Genomic DNA, 17,372 nt, shown 5'->3' on the forward strand with positions numbered 1-17,372 from the left:
CGTTGCGCTGGGCGCAGTGCCCGTCCGGCCAAAATCCCTGGCGGGGCACCGAGTTCATCCTACTGGACGGTCTTCGCACAGCAGTTCCGCCCATAGGATTCGAACCTATACTCCACGGCTCCAAAGGCCGGGGTGCTGCCATTACACCAGGGCGGACCATGCCACAGGCGCAAAGGCCAAGGCACAAGTATTTATTTTGCCATGGCTGCGGGGCAGCCCGCGACATTGGCAGGAATCACGGCAGCCTGGCCCCTGCACCGCTACCGGTTCCAACTGTTTCAGCGGCGCTAGGGCATGATGGAAATGTGAGCAATAACCCACCCCGGACACGGATGACAGGCGTGCAGCGGCGCAGCCAGCTGATCGACGTCGGCCGTGGCCTTTTTGCCGCGCGCGGGCTCGACGGGACCACCATTGAGGAAATCGCGGCCTGCGCCGGTGTTTCCAAGCCCGTGATCTACGAACATTTCGGCTCCAAGGAGGGCCTCTACACACAGGTGGTGGACTTCGAGTTCCACATCCTGCTGGACTCGATCACCGCTGCCCTGACCGAAGAAGGCAAACCACGGGTCCTGGTGGAACGCGCCGCCCTGGCCCTGCTGACCTACATCGAGGACCGGGCGGAGGGCTTCCGGATCCTGATGCGGGACGCACCGCCGTCGCAGCCCGAAGGCGCCTTCTCCACCCTGCTATCCCAGGTCACCGCCCGCGTGGAACACATCCTGTCCGACGAATTCCACCGCCGCGGCTTCAGCGCCGAGGACGGAGCCATGTACGCCCAGATGCTCGTGGGCATGGTGGCCATGACCGGCCAATGGTGGCAGGACAGCCGCCAGCCCGACAAACACACCGTGGCCGCGCACCTGGTCAACCTCGCCTGGAACGGCCTCACAGGCCTCCAAAAGGACCCAGAGCTGAAGTCCGACGCCTGAGTGGTTGCGTTCGCGCCCGCGTGGTTACCTCCGCGGCGCAGGAGCCCTTCGCCGTCGCTTAGACACAGCGCATAGGGGCCCCTGCGGTCGCTGAGCGACCTCCGGAGCCCGATGCGCCGCGATGCGCGACTACGCGAAGGTCCCCCGTACCGCTATTGCCGACGGTTCCGTTCAGGCGGACTCCACCGCGCTGCAATTGCCGACATCTGCGTTGGGCGCCCTCCACGAGTACCCCTTGTCGAAGGTTCCGAGCGCGAACTGTTCCACGGCGGGGGTGACGTTCTTTGCCCGAGGCGATCCTTCGGGAAGGTGACCTACCTCGCCGGAGGCGGTCCTTCCGAAAGGAGCGCATCGCGGCACATCGGAGCGCGCAGGTCGCCCAGCGACCGGAATGCCCTCTACGCGGCGTAAGCGTCGTCCCGAGGGCCCCGACGCGAGCTTGCGAGTGTTGGGAAGGGACCTACGCGCTAAGCGACGCGGAAGGACCGGCTCAGGCACCCAAGGCAATCGGACGCGGAGGATGTCAACGGCTGCCAGCGCCCCGCCATCGAAACTATTCGCCGAGGACTTCCAGGGCTTCCATCCATTCGATTTCCAGGGCTTCGCGATCGGTGGCGAGGTCCTTGAGTTTTTTGTTCTGATCGGCGAGGGCGTCGAAGTCAGATTCTGCGGTGCTCTTGACCATCTGGTCGTGAATCTTCTTTTCCTGCTGCTCCAGCTTCCCCAGCTGGCGCTCGATCCGGTTCTTGGCCTTCCGGGCGTCGCGCTTTTCGGCTTCGGAGGAGCCGGAAGCCGCGGGGGCGGAGCTGCCGCTCGGACCAGTGACGGGGTTGCCGCCGCCGGTGATCGTGGAGCCGGCAAGAGCCCCTTCGCGGAGTTCCAGGTACTGGTCCACGCCGCGCGGCAGGGCGCGGATTTTGCCGTCGCCCAGCAGCGCCATCTGGTGGTCCGTCACGCGCTCCAGAAGGTAGCGGTCGTGGCTGACCACAACGAGTGTGCCCGGCCAGCCGTCAAGGACGTCTTCGACCGCGGCGAGGGTGTCGGTGTCGAGGTCGTTGGTGGGCTCATCGAGCATCAGCACGTTCGGCTCCCCCACCAGCAGACGCAGCAGTTGGAGGCGCCGGCGTTCACCACCGGACAGATCCCTGACCGGGGTCCACTGCTTTTCGTTGGTGAAGCCGAGCTGCTCCACGAGTTGGCCCGCCGTGAACTCCTTGCCGCCCACGTTAAAGGACCGCTTTTCACGCTCGATGACTTCGATCACGCGCAGGTCCGAGACGTCGTCGAGCTCTTTGACCTCCTGGGTCAGCACGGCGGTGACCACTGTCTTGCCGCGCTTGACCTTGCCGGATGACGGCTCAATCTCGCCGTTGAGGAGTTTCAGCAGGGTGGTCTTGCCGGCGCCGTTGACGCCCACGAGGCCAAGCCGCTCACCGGGGGCAAGCCGCAGCGTGATGTTGTCGAAGAGTTTCTGTCCGGGGTCGCCGCCGAGGAAATCGAGTGAGACGTTCTCGAGGTCCAGGACGTCTTTGCCGAGCCGGGCGGTGGCCATCTTGCTCAGGGCCGTGGAGTCGCGCGGCTCGGGGACGTCGGCGATCAGGGCGTTGGCTGCCTCGATCCGGAATTTGGGCTTGGCGGTGCGGGCCGGGGCACCGCGCCGGAGCCAGGCGAGCTCCTTCTTCACGAGCATCTGGCGCTTGCCTTCCATAACATTCGCCGCGCGGTCACGCTCGGCGCGGGCCAGGACGTAGGCCGCGTACCCGCCGTCGAACGGGTCCATGATGCCGTCGTGGATTTCCCAGGTCTTGGTGCAGACTTCGTCCAGGAACCAGCGGTCGTGGGTGACCACGAGGAAGGCACCCTGGTTGGCCCGCCAGCGGGTCTTCAGGTGCCGGGACAGCCACGCGACCCCTTCGACGTCGAGGTGGTTGGTGGGCTCGTCGAGCATGATGACGTCGTGGTCCTCGATCAGCAGCTTGGCCAGCGCCACCCGCCGCTTCTGCCCGCCGGAGAGGGCGTGGACGTTGGCATGCCAGTCGACGTCGGACACCAAGCCGCCCATGACTTCGCGGATCTGGGGGTTGCGGGCCCATTCATAGTCGGCTTGGTCGCCGACGATCGCCGCGCCGACCGTGAGGTCGCCGTCGAGCACGTCGCTCTGGTCCAGGTAACCGATGTTGACTTCGCTGCGCTTGGTCACTCGGCCGGAGTCCGGGGTTGAGCGCATGGCCAGCAGGCGCATCAGCGTGGATTTGCCGTCGCCGTTCCGGCCCACCATGCCGATCCTGTCACCTTCCTCGAGTCCGAGGGTGATGCCGTCCAGGACGGTGCGCGTTGCGTACGAAACCGTGAGGTTTTCGCCGCCAAGAAGGTGTGCCAAGGGGACTGCTTTCTGCTACTCAGTAAGGAAGGGGGCTATTAAAGGAGGGTATCGGAGATGATGCGCGCGCCGGGCACGGGCCCGTGGACAGCCAGTGCTGTCAGACCGTAGTGCCGCAGGTCCTCGGCCAGGCTTTCGGCGGCTGTCGGGTTATGCGTCAACAGTGCCACGGTCGGTCCGGAGCCGGAGACAATCCCGGCAATGGCGCCGTGCGACTCGCCGATTCCCAGCGTATCGCGGAGTGCCGGGGCAAGTTCAATGGAGGCCCGCTGGAGATCGTTCACCAGGACCCGGCTCAGGGCATCGGCGTCCCCGCTCCGCAACGCCTGCAGGATCTTCGGATCCACGGCCGTGGGCTCGGCAATGTCCAGCCCTTCGGCCTCGCGGAGCCGGTCCAGGGTGCGGTAGACCTCGGGGGTGGGCAGCCCATAGTCCGCTGCCACGAGGACCCAGTCGGTTTGGGCTTTGGCCAGGGCCGGCGAAAGGTCGTCGCCAACGCCGAGCCCGACGGCGGTTCCTCCGAGGAGGGAAAAAGGGACGTCGGCACCCAACTCGGCGGCCAGATGTGCCAGCTCGTCCCGCGACAGCCCGCTGTTCCATAGCGCATCGCAGGCCAGCAGGGTGGCTGCGGCATCAGCAGAGCCGCCACCCATGCCCCCGGCAACGGGGACCCGCTTGGTGATTTCAAGGTGCACTCCGCTGGAATGCTCGGAGACGTCCGCCATGATGGCTGCGGCCTTGTAGGCCAGGTTCTTCTCATCCAGCGGAATATCCACGCCGTCCAGGTCCAGGGTGCTGTCAGGACTGATGCTGACGGTGATCCCAGGCGCCTCCGTACTGGTGGCGGCCACTTCCTCATAGAGGGAAACGGCCAGGTAGACGCTGGCAACGGAGTGGTAGCCGTCCGCGCGCAACGGTCCCACGTCCAGGGAAACGTTGACCTTGCCGGGCGCCTTCACCCGGACCGTCCGTGCGGGAAACTTCCCGGCGGGTGCCTTCACGACCCGGCCTCTCGGGCTTCGGCAATCCGGGCGAAGGCGTGGATGTCAAGGACTTCGCCCCGGGCAGATGGAGCCACTCCGGCGGCGATGAGGCAACGCTCGGCTTCGGGTGCGCCGCCGGCCCAGCCGGCCAGGGCGGCCCGCAGCGTTTTCCGGCGCTGGGCGAAGGCGGCGTCGATCACGGCGAACACCTGCTCACGGGTGGCGGTTGTTTCAGGCGGTTCCCGCCGCGTAAAGGCCACGAGTCCGGACTGGATCTTCGGCGCCGGCCAGAAGACGTTCATGCCGATCACCCCGGCCTTGCGCATGCTGCTGTACCAGGCCGCCTTGACGGAGGGCACCCCGTAGGTCTTTGATCCGGGCCCCGCGGCCAGCCTGTCGGCAACCTCGTCCTGGACCATGACCAGACCGTGCTGCAGGCTGGGGAAGTGCTGGAGCAGGTGAAGGACCACCGGCACGGCCACGTTGTAGGGCAGGTTAGCCACAATGGCGGTGGGCTCAACAGGGAGGGACGTCACCTTCATGGCGTCCGCCTGGACCAGGTGGAACGCGCCCGCCGCTTCAGGCCGCCAGGCCTTGACGGTTTCGGGCAGCTTCGCTGCCAGGACAGGATCGATTTCGACGGCGACCACCGTCTGCGCGGCGTCCAGCAGGCCCAGGGTGAGCGAACCAAGGCCGGGCCCGACTTCCAGCACGGTCTCGGTAGCCCCAATGTTGGCAACCGAGACGATCCGGCGGATGGTATTGCCATCGATGACGAAGTTCTGGCCCAGTGTCTTGGTGGGCCGGATACCGATTTCTTCCGCCAGCCGGCGTATGTCGGAGGCACCAAAGAGGGGTGCGGGCGCGGCGGCAGTCGGTTCAGTCACCTAGGTATCCTATCCCGGCCGCCGTGACGGGCCATCCGCTTTCCGGGCTGATCATGCGGGTTACGCGGTGTGCGTTTCCGCTTAACGGCAGCGGCCGGCCCCGGGACAATCCGGGACCGGCCGCTGCCTTCTGCTTGCCTGGCGGCTGTGGTCAGCTGCCGCCAGCGCAGGTGCTCATTGGTGCCTAGCTCGTAGCGGCCCAGCCACAGCCCCACGGCTGCAGGCCACGCTGTGCGTATACGCGGTTGGCGATGTCGATCTGCTGCGCCTTGGTGGCGAGGCTGGCGTTGGGGGCGTAAGCGCCGCCGCCTGAGCCGATCCAGGTCTGGATGTTGAACTGGAGGCCGCCGTAGTAGCCGTTGCCCGAGTTGATGGACCAGTTTCCGGTGGACTCACACTGGGCGATCTTGTCCCACATGGCCTCGTTCATCATGGCCGGGGCCGCGGCGCCGGTGTTTGTTCCGGCGGCGGCTGCTGGCTTTGCCTTGGTGCCTACCGTGACCTTTTCAGTCACGGGCTGGAGGGAAACAGTTTCGGAGACCAGGGTCCGCGAGGCTTCGCGGCCGTCAACCATCACCAGTTTGAAGCTCTTGTCCACCTTGCCGGCCACGCCGGCCTGGGTGACCTCTTTCTCGCCCTTGAGGAGCTCAGCGCTCTCAGTGGTCATGCTGTCGAAAGCAACATCTTCAGTGGTGGCTGCGGTCTGGCTGGTATCCACCCGGGAGACCTTAACCACCATGTTGTTGACCACGTGCGCGTTTCCGGGCTGGGAGGTGCGGTCGTCGACGCCGAGGGTGATGCCGGCGTCTTCCAGCACCTGGGCGACGGTCCCCGCGGTGGTGGTGGCCGTGGCGGCCTTGCCGTCGGCAACAATGCTGACGGTCTTGGGCGTGGAGATGGAGACAAAGGATCCGGCCACCGCGAGCTGGGCTTCCTTAGGGACGGAAACGGAAGAGGCGCTGGTCACTCCGAGTTCGGTGACGAGGCCGGCAACATCCGGCGCCGTTGTGTTGACGGTCTTTTCAGAGCCGTCCAGGCTGACCTTCACGGCCTTGGCCATGTTGACGTTGATCACGGTGCCGTTCTCCACTTTGGCGTCCGCCGAGGGCGAGACGCGGTCAGCCGACTTCAGTTCTACGTTGGCGCTTTTTACGACCTGGCCCACGGTGCCGCCGAAGGACTGGACCGAAGTCACTTTTCCGTCGACGTTGAGGGTAACGGTTTTGTTATTTCCGACGAAGGCCACGAGGCCCAACACCAGCGCGCACAGCACCACAAGTTGGGTGCCGATCTTGATAAAACTGAACTTGCCATCCGTTGTGAAGAGCTTGACCACGATTGCCCGTAACTTTAGATCCATCCGGGCACGGGGAAAAACGCAGTGAAATAGCCGGCGCATGACCCTGGGGACAGCTCCGGGCACCGTTGCGCCGCCACACTCCACGCGGCAGGCAGGGGGCATCAAAGCCCTGCCTGGTCCTGCTGCGAATGAAGTGGAATTATCCGAAGGCCTTCCCCGACCCCGGCTAATAGTTCTCCACTGTAACCGCAGCGTTATAAAGCGGCCAAGAATTTTACATACGAAGTATGCGTGGCGAGCTATCTGACGGCACCCAAATCAGTCCCACGAACCGTACGCCCGCACGGTATTTTCACTAATCCGGGTGCAGAGCTCAGCGAGGTCCGCTCCTGTCAATTCTGCCATGGCGCGGACGGTGTACGGCACCATGTAGCTGGCGTTGGGACGGCCTCGATGCGGATGCGGAGTGAGGAACGGAGCATCCGTTTCCACCAGCACCAGGGCCGGGTCTGCCACCGCCAGCGCGGCGCGGAGGTTAGCCGCATTCTTAAAGGTCAGTGTGCCGGCGAAGGACATGTTCCAGCCTGCGGCGTTGCAGATCCTGGCGAGCTCCTCATCACCCGAGAAGCAATGAAACACCACCCGCTCCGGAGCCCCCTCCTCGCGCAGGACCTGCACAACGTCGTCGTGCGCGTCGCGGTCATGGATCTGCAGCGTCAGGTCCAGGCGCTTGGCAATATCGATATGCCGCCGGAACGAATAGCGCTGGTGGGCCAGGCCTTCCCCTTCGGTGCGGAAGAAATCAAGGCCGGTCTCGCCGATGGCCCGGATCCGGGGATGGACGGCCAGTTGCTCAATTTCCGTCAGCGCAGCCTCCAGCTCGCCGCGCCTGGCATAGTCCGGGGCGTCGTTGGGGTGCAGTGCCACCGCCCCCAGCAACCTGCTGTCAAGGTCAACGGCACGGACCGTGAACCGGGAGGACTCCAGGTCGCAGCCCACCTGGACAGCCCCCTGTACTCCGACAGCCTGGGCCGCATCCAACGCCGCGGCGATGCCCACCGGACTCTCGCCGTCGGGGAAATCCAGGTGCGTATGGTTGTCCATCACGGGGACCGGCAGCGGCTCCGGCGCCGGCGGATACTCCTGCCGAGCCTGCCGCCCGGCACCTGCTGCGGCGTCGGCGACGGAGTGGGCGGCATCTGCAGGGTCCGCCCCGGCGGCACGGTAGGCGGCGGGAATCAGCGAATTGCACATCCCTCAAGCCTAGCGGCGGCGGATCCCCGCAGAATTCCCGGAACTCTCTGTCAGCCAGGGCAGTTGTGTTAGTAGGCTGGTAAGAACAGATGCGAACGCCCACCGCCGGGCGAAGGCAGGCCTGCTGTCCCGTTCCGGGCGTTGCCCGGGCTGAAAGGTTGCAGATGGACTCCCACCGCCGCACCGCCGTCAACGAGGTAACCCCTGCCAGTCGGAACTTTACCGCCGTGACGGAGCAGGCGGGCCACCTCAACGGCCACAAGGCAGCAGCCATGGACGCCGACGCATTCCACGCGGCCAGCCAGCGGATTCTTGCCTCGATCAACACCGTCATCGACGGAAAGTCGGATGCGGCCAGGCTCGCCCTGACGGTGTTGCTGGCCCAAGGTCATCTGCTCCTGGAGGACGTGCCAGGTGTGGGCAAAACCCTCCTGGCCAAAACCCTCGCCCGGAGCATCGACTGCACGGTCAGCCGCATCCAGTTCACGCCCGATCTGCTGCCCTCAGACGTGACGGGCGTGTCCATCTACAACCAGGCGTCACGGCTGTTCGAGTTCCGCCCGGGTGCCGTGTTCGCCAACATCGTCATTGGCGATGAAATCAACCGTGCCTCCGCCAAGACCCAATCCGCCCTCCTGGAGTGCATGGAGGAACACCAGGTGACCGTGGACGGGGACTCGTACAAACTCGACGAACCGTTCATGGTGGTGGCCACCCAGAACCCGATCGAGATGGAAGGCACCTATCCCCTTCCCGAGGCCCAGCGGGACCGTTTTATGGCGCGGATTTCCATGGGCTACCCGGACAAGGACTCCGAGATCGAAATGCTGGAGACCCATCAGGCAACCTCCCCGTTGGCCAAGGTCTCCGCGGTGGTCACCGCGGCGGACGTCGCAGCGATGATCACCACGGTCCAGCAGGTTTACGTATCCCAGGCGGTCAAGGAGTACACCGTCTCAGTGGGGCGGGCAACGCGCGAAAGCCCCCTGCTCCGGCTGGGCGCCAGCCCACGCTCCATGCTCCAGCTGCTCCGGGCAGCGAAAGCCACAGCGGCCCTGGACGGCCGTGATTTTGTGCTGCCCGACGACGTCGTCAGCGTGGCGGAATCCGTGCTGGCCCACCGGATCATCCTGGACCGCAAGGCGGCCGGCGCCGGGGAGACCCCGCACAGCGTCATCCGGGGCGTCCTCTCCCGGCTCCCGGTGAACCAGGACCCGGTGAACAGTCCGGCCCGGTCATCGGCCCCGCCGGCCGGATTGCGCCGGAACCACTAGGCAGGGCTGTCACATGGCGCTGCGTGACCGACTGCCCCGACACCTGTTCAGCCAGCGTGGCTGGGGGCTCCTGGCCGCCGGCGCCATCTGCCTGTTGTCTGCGCAGATCATGGGGCGGCGGGATCTGCTGAGCCTGAGTGTCCTGCTCATCGTCCTTCCCCTGGTTTCGCTGGCCGGAATCAGGCTCCTCAAGCCCCGGTTCCAGGTTTACCGTGAGTTCAATCCGTCCCCGGTGGAGACCTCCGCCGCCACCACAGTGCGGCTCGCCGTGGCGCGGACAGGTTCCGGTGGCGGCCGGGCGATCATGGAGGAACGGCTGCCGCCACGGTTCGGCGAGTCCCCGGCTTTCCATTTTCCCGCCCGCTCAGCCAAGGGCGGGACCAGCAGGTACGAATACCACTTGCGCTCCAGCAAACGGGGACAGTACCTCATTGGCCCGGTAACAGCTGAGTTCACTGATCCGTTCGGGTTGTCCCTGCACCGGCGGTCAATTGACGACGGCGACACGCTCACCGTGACGCCCGCCGCCGTCGAGCTTCCCGTGACGGGCCTCGCGGGAGCCCGCGGCAACGACGGCATCACAGCAACCCGTACCCGCGCCAACCCCAGCGACGATGACGTCATGACCCGCGAATACCGCCCGGGCGATCCCATGCGCAGGGTGCACTGGGCGGCGACCGCCCACCACGGCGCCCTGATGGTGCGCCAGGAGGAATCCGTCACGACGCCGGAGGCCACCATCATCCTGGACCAACGGTTCGCGGCGTTTTCCGGAGCGCACGGCTCCGGTTTCGGGGGCAATGCGCCCATGGACGGCCACGAGATGATCACCAGCGGCACATTCGAATGGGCCGTGGTGGCCGCGATCTCCATCTGCACTCACCTCTCGGAACGGAACTACGCCCTCCGCCTCCTGGACCCCCGCGGCGAACCCGCGTTCCTCCGCTCCCCGTCCGCACCGGAACCGGAGTCGGAAGAGTTCAGTGGAGCGTCCGGGCTCCAGTTGATCGCCGAAAGCCTCGCTGCCATCCAGCTGTCCGGACCGCACCACGCTGCCCGGGACCACAGTGGCCAGGATGCCGGACCGGCTGTCTTCGACGATCACCTGATGGACAAACTCTCGGTCCACCGGATGCGGGGGCCCCTTATTGCCGTGCTCGGCAGGATCTCTCCGAGCGAGGCCAGAGCCCTCGCTCCGGCGGCGGGTTACGGCGCGAATGCCTTCGCCATCATCGTTTCCGACAGGCCGGCGGATTCCGAGGACTCTTTGGAGACCCTCCGCCGGGGCGGCTGGAGGGCAGTGGCGGTGCCAGCCTCGGTTTCAGTCCCGGACGCCTGGACGCACTTCGACCACGGCGGTGCTGCGCCTGCCACGGCAGCGGCAGACGTGCGCCGCGGAGCGGGGGTGGGGCGGTGACGCTGGCACAGGAACGCAACGCGTCCGGCGAGCGGGCAGCCACGGGCACCCCGGGGCAGGTCCCGACACGGACGCGGGTCGGGGCGTACCCCTGGGCCATGGCCGGTGCCGTCGCCCTGTCCGTGGCCGGCGCCGCGATTTCCCTCAACGGCGTCCTGCGCGGTTGGGCCTGGTACTTGCCCATCTTGACCACGGTAGTGGCGGTCTGCCTGCCCATGGCCATGCTCCGCGCCCTGCGGGCACAGCCTCTCGTGGTGGCGGCCGGCGGCTTCGCGTCCCTGATCGCGATTCTCACACTGACATTCTTCCGGAGCACGGGCATTGCCGGTTTCATCCCGTCCGGGGCAACCCTGGCCGAAGTGGACAGGTTCATCCGCCGGGCGAGCGAGACGGTCCTTGCGGAAAGTGCCCCGGTGGCTCCAAACGCAGGAATCGTTATGGTCAGCTGCGCAGCCCTGGGCCTGACTGCCATCCTCATCGATGCGCTGGCCGTGCCGCTTGGCATGCCGGCACCAACCGGGCTGGGCCTGCTGGCCATCCTGGTAGTCCCCGCCACCGTGAAGCCCCAAAGCGTGGGGGTTTGGGGCTTCACGGCCACGGTGGCCGGGTACCTGCTGATCCTCGCATGCAGCCAGTGGTTTGCGCCGGATTCCCGCACATCAGCCGACAGCGGCCGGAATCCCGGCCAGCTCCGGCGGGCCGTGCTGACCGGAACCGTGGCACTCGTGGCAACCCTGGCGGTACCGGCCGCCATCCCCGGTTTCGACCACGGCACGTTTCCGCAGGGCTCCCGGCTGAACCCCTGGGGCTCCGGCACCGGCTTGAACCCAATGATTACCTTGGGAACCAGCCTGCGGGCACCGGCCGGAAGCGGTCGGATCACCTATGCCACCAATGCGGCCGGGCCGCTGTATCTGCGGTCCGTCACTGTTGACAATTTCGATGGCGAATCCTGGGGACCTGATGACCGGGACGCAGAGCGCCGCCCCGTGGCCGGACAGCTCGAGACGGGCTACGAGATCGTCGCCGAGGAGCAGCTCCGCCAGGTGACTGCTGTGGATACGGGCACGTTCACCAGCCCGTACCTGCCATTGCCTTACGCGCCCGAATCAATCCGTGGGCTCAACGGCGCCTGGACATGGGACCCGGCCACCCTGGCCGTCAAGGGATCCAACACCAACTCGCGGGCGCAGCAATACATTGTGGTGTCCTCGGCGCCTAAGCTCACGGCCACCCTGCTCCAACAGTCGTCGCAGGCCGTGCGGGGAATCCCTGCCGACTTCACCAGGGTTCCCGGGAACGTCCCGGACATCGTCCGCAGCGCGGCTGACGCGGTGACGGCTTCCAGTGATACACCCTTCGCCAAGGCCATGGCCATCCAGAGGTACCTTCGCTCAGGGGAGTTCACCTACTCGCTCCAGTCACCTGTCCAGGGCGGCTACGACGGTAACGGGCTCTCGGTGCTGGCCGATTTCCTGACCCAGAAGAGCGGATACTGCATCCATTACTCGTCCGCGATGGCCGTGATGGCTCGCCTGGAGGGTATCCCCAGCCGCATCGCGGTTGGCTACGCGCCGGGCCGCACCACCGGTTCCACGGTTTCAGTGGCCGGTCAAGGTGCACTGCCGGAGTATGAGGTGGACGCCCGGGATGCCCACGCCTGGCCCGAGCTCTACTTCCAGGGATTGGGGTGGGTGCCCTTCGAACCCACGCCGTCGCGTGGTGTTATACCCGCGTACGCCACGGAAACCAGCACGCCGGGTAACCCCGGTTCGCTGGAAAACAACAACGACCTCCGTCCCGGCGCAACCGCCCCGGCCCCCACGCCAAGCGCCACGGACGTGCCCCTCCCTGGCGCAGGTGGCGGCGCGGGGGATCCCGGGCAGCGGATTCTGCCATGGCTGCTGGGGACAGGGACCGCGCTGGTCCTGGTCCTCCTGGTGGCCTCGCCACGGCTGGTGAGGATGGGGCGGCGTGCCCGGCGGCTCCGCACCGAGGACCGGGCGCGGGAGGACGTGATTCCGCTGGCGTGGGCTGAAATCCGTGACCTCGGAACCGACTACGGGCTGCCACCGGAATCCAGCGAAACAGCCCGAACGTATTCCGCACGGCTCCGCCATTCATCGCTGCTCGGCGAAAGTGGCGGCATGGATGACGCCGCGCACCAGGCCATACGCAGCCTGACCTCCGACTTCGAACGCCGGCACTACGGCCCGCCTGTCCACGACGCAGCCGGCCGCGGCAGGACCGGGGCGATTGCCCCGCGCATCGAGGCGGTGCAGCAGTCCCTGCGTGCCAACGCCTCGCTACCCCGACGCCTCCGTGCCGACTGGCTCCCGCCGTCGGTCCTAGGACGGTGGGCCTGGCTCCTGGCTGCCCCGTTCAAGGGGCTCAACAGGCTGGCGCGCCGGACGGCAAAAGCCGCCGCACGCTCCTGGTCGAGGGCGCGCGGCGGCTTGATCCGGCCGCGAGGTAGCCAATAGCGGCTCGCCGCAGCGGCTACCTACAGGCGGTACAGGAACCTGCTGACCGGAGGATCATCCTGTCAGCCGGAGGACGATGCGTTCAGCCGGCGTAAGGGTCCGCGATGCCGATGTACTGCGTGTAGAGGTATTCCTCGATGCCTTCGAGGCCGCCTTCACGTCCCAGCCCGGACTGCTTTACGCCGCCGAACGGTGCGGCGGCGTTCGAGATGACACCGGCGTTCAGGCCGAGCATGCCGGTCTCAATCCGTTCGCCCATCCGGATACCGCGGTTCAGGTCGCGGGTGAAGACGTACGCCACGAGCCCGTACTCGGTGTTGTTGGCCAGGCGGATCGCTTCGTCCTCGGTGCCGAAGGTGATGATCGGTGCGACGGGCCCGAAGATTTCTTCGGACAGGATCCGGGTGCCTTCGGTGACGCCGGTGAGGATGGTGGGCGGGTAGAAGTAGCCCGGGCCTTCGGCCGGGGCGCCGCCCAGGACGGCCCTGGCGCCGGAGGCCACGGCGTCGGACACCAGCTCATGAACCTTGTCCCGGCTCTTGGCATCGATCAGCGGACCCACCTTGGACTCCGGCTCCGTACCCCGGGCGGTGGTCATCTCACCCATTTTCGCAGCGAACTTTTCGGCGAATTCGTCGGCAACGGACTCGTGGACGATGAACCGGTTCGCCGCGGTGCAGGCCTCGCCCATGTTCCGCAGCTTCGCCAGCATGGCACCGGCGACGGCGGCGTCCAGGTCCGCGTCTTCGAAGACCACGAACGGGGCGTTGCCGCCGAGTTCCATGGAAGTCCTCAGGACGGTCTCGGACGCGTCGGCAAGCAGGCGCCGGCCCACCTCGGTGGAGCCCGTGAACGAGAGTTTGCGCAGGCGCTGGTCCTTGATCAGCGGACCGGTGGTGGCGCCTGCCGTGGACGTGGGAATGACGTTCAGGACTCCGGCCGGCAGACCCGCCTCCTGCATGACTGCGGCGAACAGCTGCGAGGTCAGCGGAGTGAGGTTGGCGGACTTCAGCACCATGGTGCAGCCGGCCGCGACAGCAGGGGCGATCTTGCGGGTGGCCATGGCCAACGGGAAGTTCCACGGCGTGATCAGCAGGCACGGGCCCACCGGCTTCTTGGTCACCAGCAGGCGGGACTTGCCGTCCGGTGAGACCGAGTAGCGGCCGAACGCGCGGACGGCTTCTTCGGAGAACCAGCGCAGGAACTCCGCGCCATACGTGACCTCGCCCCGGGCCTCCGCCAGCGGCTTGCCCATTTCCATGGTCATCAGCAGCGCGAAGTCCTCGGCACGCGCCGTAACCATCTCAAAGGCACGGCGGAGGATTTCGCCTCGTTCACGGGCCGGGACCTTCGCCCACGACTCCTGCGCGGCGGCGGCCGCGTCCAAAGCAGCCTTGCCGTCTTCGGCGCCGGCGTCAGCGATGCTAAGGAGGACCTTGCCCGTGGCGGGGTCCTCGACGCCGAACGTCTTGCCTGACGCCGCCGGGCGCCATTCGCCGTTGATCAGCAATCCGGTGGGAACAGAGGCCAGCAGCGCGCTTTCGCGCTCCGCGGTAACAGCTGGCTGTGCGGTGACAGTCACGGTGACTCCCTCGTCAGTAAGGTTGGTTCAGCCGCGACGCAGGGCCTGGGCGGCCTGCCTTCCTGGCTGATTTACTGTCACACTACTGCCGTCGCCGCCAGAGGGTCTACGCCTGGACGCACTACTGAAGCGAGACACCGTTGTGCAGCTGCACAGCTGGCGTTTTCGCTCGCTCAGCGTGCCGCGAGGACGGCCGAGTACAGCTCCCGCTTGCTGACGCGGACGTCCTCAGCCACGGCGGCCACGGCTTCCTTGAGCCGGATTCCCTGGGCCACCAGCTCGTTGACGGCCGCCACGTGGTCCTCCGGGGTGCCCGGCGCCTGCTCGGGGGCGCCGCCCAGCACCACGGCAATCTCGCCGCGGACCTCGTTGCCTTCGGCCCACAGCAACAGTTCCCCGACCGTCCCGCGGATGACTTCCTCGTAGGTCTTGGTCAGTTCTCGGCAGACAGCTATCCGCCGCTCGGAACCGAAGCGCTCGCGCAGCGCCCGCAGCATCGATTCCAGGCGGTGCGGGGCCTCAAAAAACACCATGGTCCGGCGTTCAGCCGAAAGGTCCGCCAACCGCGACGCCCGTTCGCCGGCTTTCCGGGGCAGGAATCCCTCAAAACAGAAGCGGTCGGTGGGCAGTCCGGACAGTGCCAGTGCGGTCAGTACCGCGGACGGGCCCGGGACGGCGGTCACGGTGAGTCCAGCTGCCACAGCGCCTTCCACCAGCCTGAACCCCGGGTCCGAGACCGAAGGCATGCCGGCGTCTGTGACCATAACCAGGGTTTTGCCGGACCGGACGTGCTCCAGCAGCTCCGCGGTCTTGGTGGCCTCGTTGTGCTCGTGGTAGCTGATGACCCGCCCGGCGACGGTGACTCCGAGGCTCTGGACAAGGCGGTGCAGGCGTCTGGTGTCTTCGGCGGCCACGATGTCCGCCGTCCCCAGGAGTTCGATCAGGCGCGCCGACGCGTCGCCGGTGTTGCCGATGGGCGTCGCCGCCAGCACAATCCGGCCGGTGCCCGTGGCGACCGGTGCCGCTGCAGTTGGGTGCGCTGTCACGTGAACCTCTGTCCCTGGCTCCTCCCCGGCGGCAACGGAAGGTTCTGCAGGGCGGGAATCGGCGAAGGTGCTGGGGTTAGGGTCCACTCCCCCAGCGTACTGCTGGCAGGCGGCCCAAGCTGCAAAAGGTAGCATGGGGCTCGTGACGCAGACCTCCATGCGGCCTGCCGAGGCCGGTCAGACCATCCCGCCGGCACGAGGCCCGTGGATCGCCAGTCCGTCGGAGGCCTTCTCTGCTGCAGCACTCCGCGAGCGCCTGATCGGAAGCACCCGCAGCTGGCGGGATTGCCCGCCGTCGCTGCGTCTCTGGTTCTGGCTGGTGCCTGCCCTGACCTCCGTGATCGGCGGCGTCCTCCGCTTTGTCCGGCTGGATACGCCGCACAGCCTGGTCTTCGATGAAACGTACTACGTCAAGGACGCCTACTCCTACGTGGTCAGCGGCTACGAACGGGGCTGGCCGGACAAGGCCAACGACTCCTTCAACGCCGGCAACCCGGCCATCCTCCTGGACACTCCCGAGTACGTGGTCCATCCGCCCGTGGGCAAGTGGATGATCGCCGGCGGCATGTGGCTGTTCGGGGCCGATAATCCGTTCGGCTGGCGGTTCGCGGCCGCACTGACCGGAACCCTGTCCATCATGCTGCTCACGCTGATTGTGCTGAAGCTGTTCCGCTCACTGCCGCTGGCTGCCGCCGCGGGCCTGCTGCTCGCCGTCGACGGCCACCACCTGGTGATGTCGCGGACATCACTCCTGGACATCTTCCTGATGTTCTGGATCCTGGCGGCCTTCGGAGCATTGCTACTGGACCGCGATGACGGTCGACGACGGCTGGCCGCACGGCTCGGGCGGCTCGCGGCCGCGTCCCGGAAGGGCCGGCCCTCAGCCAGTCAGCTGCTGGCGGGACCGTGGTTGGGGATCCGCTGGTGGCGTCTCGCCGCGGGCGTGTGCATGGGCCTCGCTGTGGGCACCAAATGGTCGGGCCTGTTTTTCCTCGCCGGCTTCGGCGTGCTGACGGTCCTCTGGGACCTCAATGCACGGCGCGTCGCGGGAATCCGCGGTTGGGTCAGCGGCGGAATCATCAAGGATGGCCTGCTGGCCTTTGCCAGCATGGTTCCGGTTGCAGTGGTGGTCTACACCGCCACCTGGACGGGCTGGTTCCGTTCCGAGGGCGCCTACTTCCGGCGGTGGGCCCAGAGTAACCCATCAGCGGAGTGGGGCTGGCTGCCGGATTCCCTGCGTTCGCTGGCGCACTACCACCTTGAGGCCTACAAGTTCCATCAGGGGCTGGGCTCGGAACACCCCTACGAGGCAAGCGCCTGGAGCTGGCTGGTGATGGGCCGGCCGACGTCGTTCTTCTACCAGAAACCGGAGCAGGGCGTCCCTGGATGCGACGTGCCCAACTGCGCCTCAGCCATTCTCTCGGTGGGAAACCCGATGATCTGGTGGGGAGCGGCCATCTCGCTGGTGGTCCTGCTGTTCTGGTGGGCCGGGCGCCGGGACTGGCGCGCAGGGGCGATCCTTGCGGGCGTGGGCGCCGGCTATCTGCCGTGGTTCCTGTACCCGGAGCGGACCATGTTTTTCTTTTACGCCGTCTCCTTTGAGCCCTTCCTGGTGCTCGCGCTGGTGTATTGCCTGGGCCTTGTCCTGGGCCGGGACACCGACCCGCTCTGGCGCCGGCGGTCCGGTGTTTACGTGGTGGCACTCTTCGTCGCCGGGGCAATCCTGTTGTCCGCATTTTTCTACCCGGTGTGGACAGCGGAGACCATCCCCTACCAGGAATGGCGCTACCGGATGTGGATGCCGTCCTGGATCTAAGGCAGGATTGCATCAGAC

Annotated in this window: 12 protein-coding genes and 1 tRNA gene; 5 read left to right on the forward strand and 8 right to left on the reverse strand. The window is 66.7% G+C overall.

Going from position 1 to position 17,372, the window contains the following annotated elements; genetic code table 11:
- Positions 1 to 84: 84 nt before the first annotated feature.
- Positions 85 to 156: transfer RNA gene (locus ACQCSW_RS15155), tRNA-Gln, on the reverse strand.
- A 149-nt stretch (positions 157 to 305) separates the two neighbouring features.
- On the opposite strand from ACQCSW_RS15155, the gene ACQCSW_RS15160 reads away from it, so the two are divergent.
- Positions 306 to 932 carry a TetR/AcrR family transcriptional regulator gene (locus ACQCSW_RS15160; protein WP_426987166.1) on the forward strand — a complete coding sequence of 209 codons (627 nt, stop codon included), beginning with the start codon at positions 306 to 308 and terminating at the stop codon, positions 930 to 932.
- 553 nt (positions 933 to 1,485) lie between these two features.
- Here ACQCSW_RS15160 and ACQCSW_RS15165 read toward each other — a convergent pair.
- The 5 genes from ACQCSW_RS15165 to ACQCSW_RS15185 form a co-directional block, all read right to left on the reverse strand.
- Positions 1,486 to 3,312 carry an ABC-F family ATP-binding cassette domain-containing protein gene (locus tag ACQCSW_RS15165; RefSeq protein ID WP_426987168.1) on the reverse strand — a complete coding sequence of 609 codons (1,827 nt, stop codon included), beginning with the start codon at positions 3,310 to 3,312 and terminating at the stop codon, positions 1,486 to 1,488.
- Positions 3,313 to 3,350: 38 nt separating this feature from the next.
- Positions 3,351 to 4,313: a 4-(cytidine 5'-diphospho)-2-C-methyl-D-erythritol kinase gene (locus tag ACQCSW_RS15170; RefSeq protein ID WP_426987170.1), complete on the reverse strand. Its 963-nt coding sequence runs from the start codon at positions 4,311 to 4,313 to the stop codon at positions 3,351 to 3,353.
- Positions 4,310 to 5,182 carry a 16S rRNA (adenine(1518)-N(6)/adenine(1519)-N(6))-dimethyltransferase RsmA gene (rsmA, locus tag ACQCSW_RS15175; protein ID WP_111906305.1) on the reverse strand — a complete coding sequence of 291 codons (873 nt, stop codon included), beginning with the start codon at positions 5,180 to 5,182 and terminating at the stop codon, positions 4,310 to 4,312. The genes ACQCSW_RS15170 and rsmA overlap by 4 nt, the downstream gene beginning before the upstream one ends.
- 184 nt (positions 5,183 to 5,366) lie before the next feature.
- Positions 5,367 to 6,542, reverse strand: coding sequence for a ubiquitin-like domain-containing protein (locus tag ACQCSW_RS15180; protein ID WP_426987173.1), 1,176 nt, complete (start codon positions 6,540 to 6,542; stop codon positions 5,367 to 5,369).
- A 258-nt stretch (positions 6,543 to 6,800) separates the two neighbouring features.
- On the reverse strand, positions 6,801 to 7,736 hold the full coding sequence (locus ACQCSW_RS15185) for a TatD family hydrolase (protein ID WP_426987175.1): 936 nt from the start codon (positions 7,734 to 7,736) through the stop codon (positions 6,801 to 6,803).
- Positions 7,737 to 7,900: 164 nt separating this feature from the next.
- Here ACQCSW_RS15185 and ACQCSW_RS15190 point away from each other — a divergent pair, with 164 nt between their 5' ends.
- The 3 genes from ACQCSW_RS15190 to ACQCSW_RS15200 are packed head-to-tail and all read left to right on the forward strand — an operon-like array spanning position 7,901 to position 12,910.
- Positions 7,901 to 9,010, forward strand: a complete 1,110-nt coding sequence (locus ACQCSW_RS15190; protein WP_426987177.1) for an AAA family ATPase — start codon at positions 7,901 to 7,903, stop codon at positions 9,008 to 9,010.
- 13 nt (positions 9,011 to 9,023) lie between these two features.
- On the forward strand, positions 9,024 to 10,427 hold the full coding sequence (locus ACQCSW_RS15195) for a DUF58 domain-containing protein (RefSeq protein ID WP_426987179.1): 1,404 nt from the start codon (positions 9,024 to 9,026) through the stop codon (positions 10,425 to 10,427).
- Positions 10,424 to 12,910, forward strand: a complete 2,487-nt coding sequence (locus tag ACQCSW_RS15200) for a transglutaminaseTgpA domain-containing protein (protein WP_426987181.1) — start codon at positions 10,424 to 10,426, stop codon at positions 12,908 to 12,910. Before ACQCSW_RS15195 ends, ACQCSW_RS15200 begins: the two co-directional genes overlap by 4 nt.
- A gap of 82 nt (positions 12,911 to 12,992) precedes the next feature.
- On the opposite strand, the gene ACQCSW_RS15205 is transcribed toward ACQCSW_RS15200, so the two are convergent.
- A complete protein-coding gene (locus ACQCSW_RS15205) occupies positions 12,993 to 14,492 on the reverse strand; it encodes an NAD-dependent succinate-semialdehyde dehydrogenase (protein ID WP_426987183.1) in 1,500 nt (499 codons plus the stop codon).
- A 173-nt stretch (positions 14,493 to 14,665) separates the two neighbouring features.
- Positions 14,666 to 15,625 carry a 16S rRNA (cytidine(1402)-2'-O)-methyltransferase gene (rsmI, locus tag ACQCSW_RS15210; RefSeq protein WP_426987185.1) on the reverse strand — a complete coding sequence of 320 codons (960 nt, stop codon included), beginning with the start codon at positions 15,623 to 15,625 and terminating at the stop codon, positions 14,666 to 14,668.
- Between the two features lie 46 nt (positions 15,626 to 15,671).
- Here rsmI and ACQCSW_RS15215 point away from each other — a divergent pair, with 46 nt between their 5' ends.
- Complete coding sequence (locus ACQCSW_RS15215) at positions 15,672 to 17,354, forward strand: dolichyl-phosphate-mannose--protein mannosyltransferase (RefSeq protein WP_426987187.1); 1,683 nt, start codon at positions 15,672 to 15,674, stop codon at positions 17,352 to 17,354.
- The last annotated feature ends 18 nt before the right edge of the window (positions 17,355 to 17,372 follow it).

The organism is Pseudarthrobacter sp. Y6, from assembly GCF_050156205.1.
Taxonomy (GTDB): Bacteria; Actinomycetota; Actinomycetes; order Actinomycetales; family Micrococcaceae; genus Arthrobacter.

What these genes read in the sequence shown, in the direction of transcription:
- ACQCSW_RS15180 (WP_426987173.1), bottom strand. Translation starts at nt 6,542, where the DNA reads ATGGATCTAAAGTTACGGGCAATCGTGGTCAAGCTCTTCACAACGGAT.
- ACQCSW_RS15185 (WP_426987175.1), bottom strand. Translation starts at nt 7,736, where the DNA reads ATGTGCAATTCGCTGATTCCCGCCGCCTACCGTGCCGCCGGGGCGGAC.
- ACQCSW_RS15190 (WP_426987177.1), top strand. Translation starts at nt 7,901, where the DNA reads ATGGACTCCCACCGCCGCACCGCCGTCAACGAGGTAACCCCTGCCAGT.
- ACQCSW_RS15195 (WP_426987179.1), top strand. Translation starts at nt 9,024, where the DNA reads ATGGCGCTGCGTGACCGACTGCCCCGACACCTGTTCAGCCAGCGTGGC.
- ACQCSW_RS15215 (WP_426987187.1), top strand. Translation starts at nt 15,672, where the DNA reads ATGGGGCTCGTGACGCAGACCTCCATGCGGCCTGCCGAGGCCGGTCAG.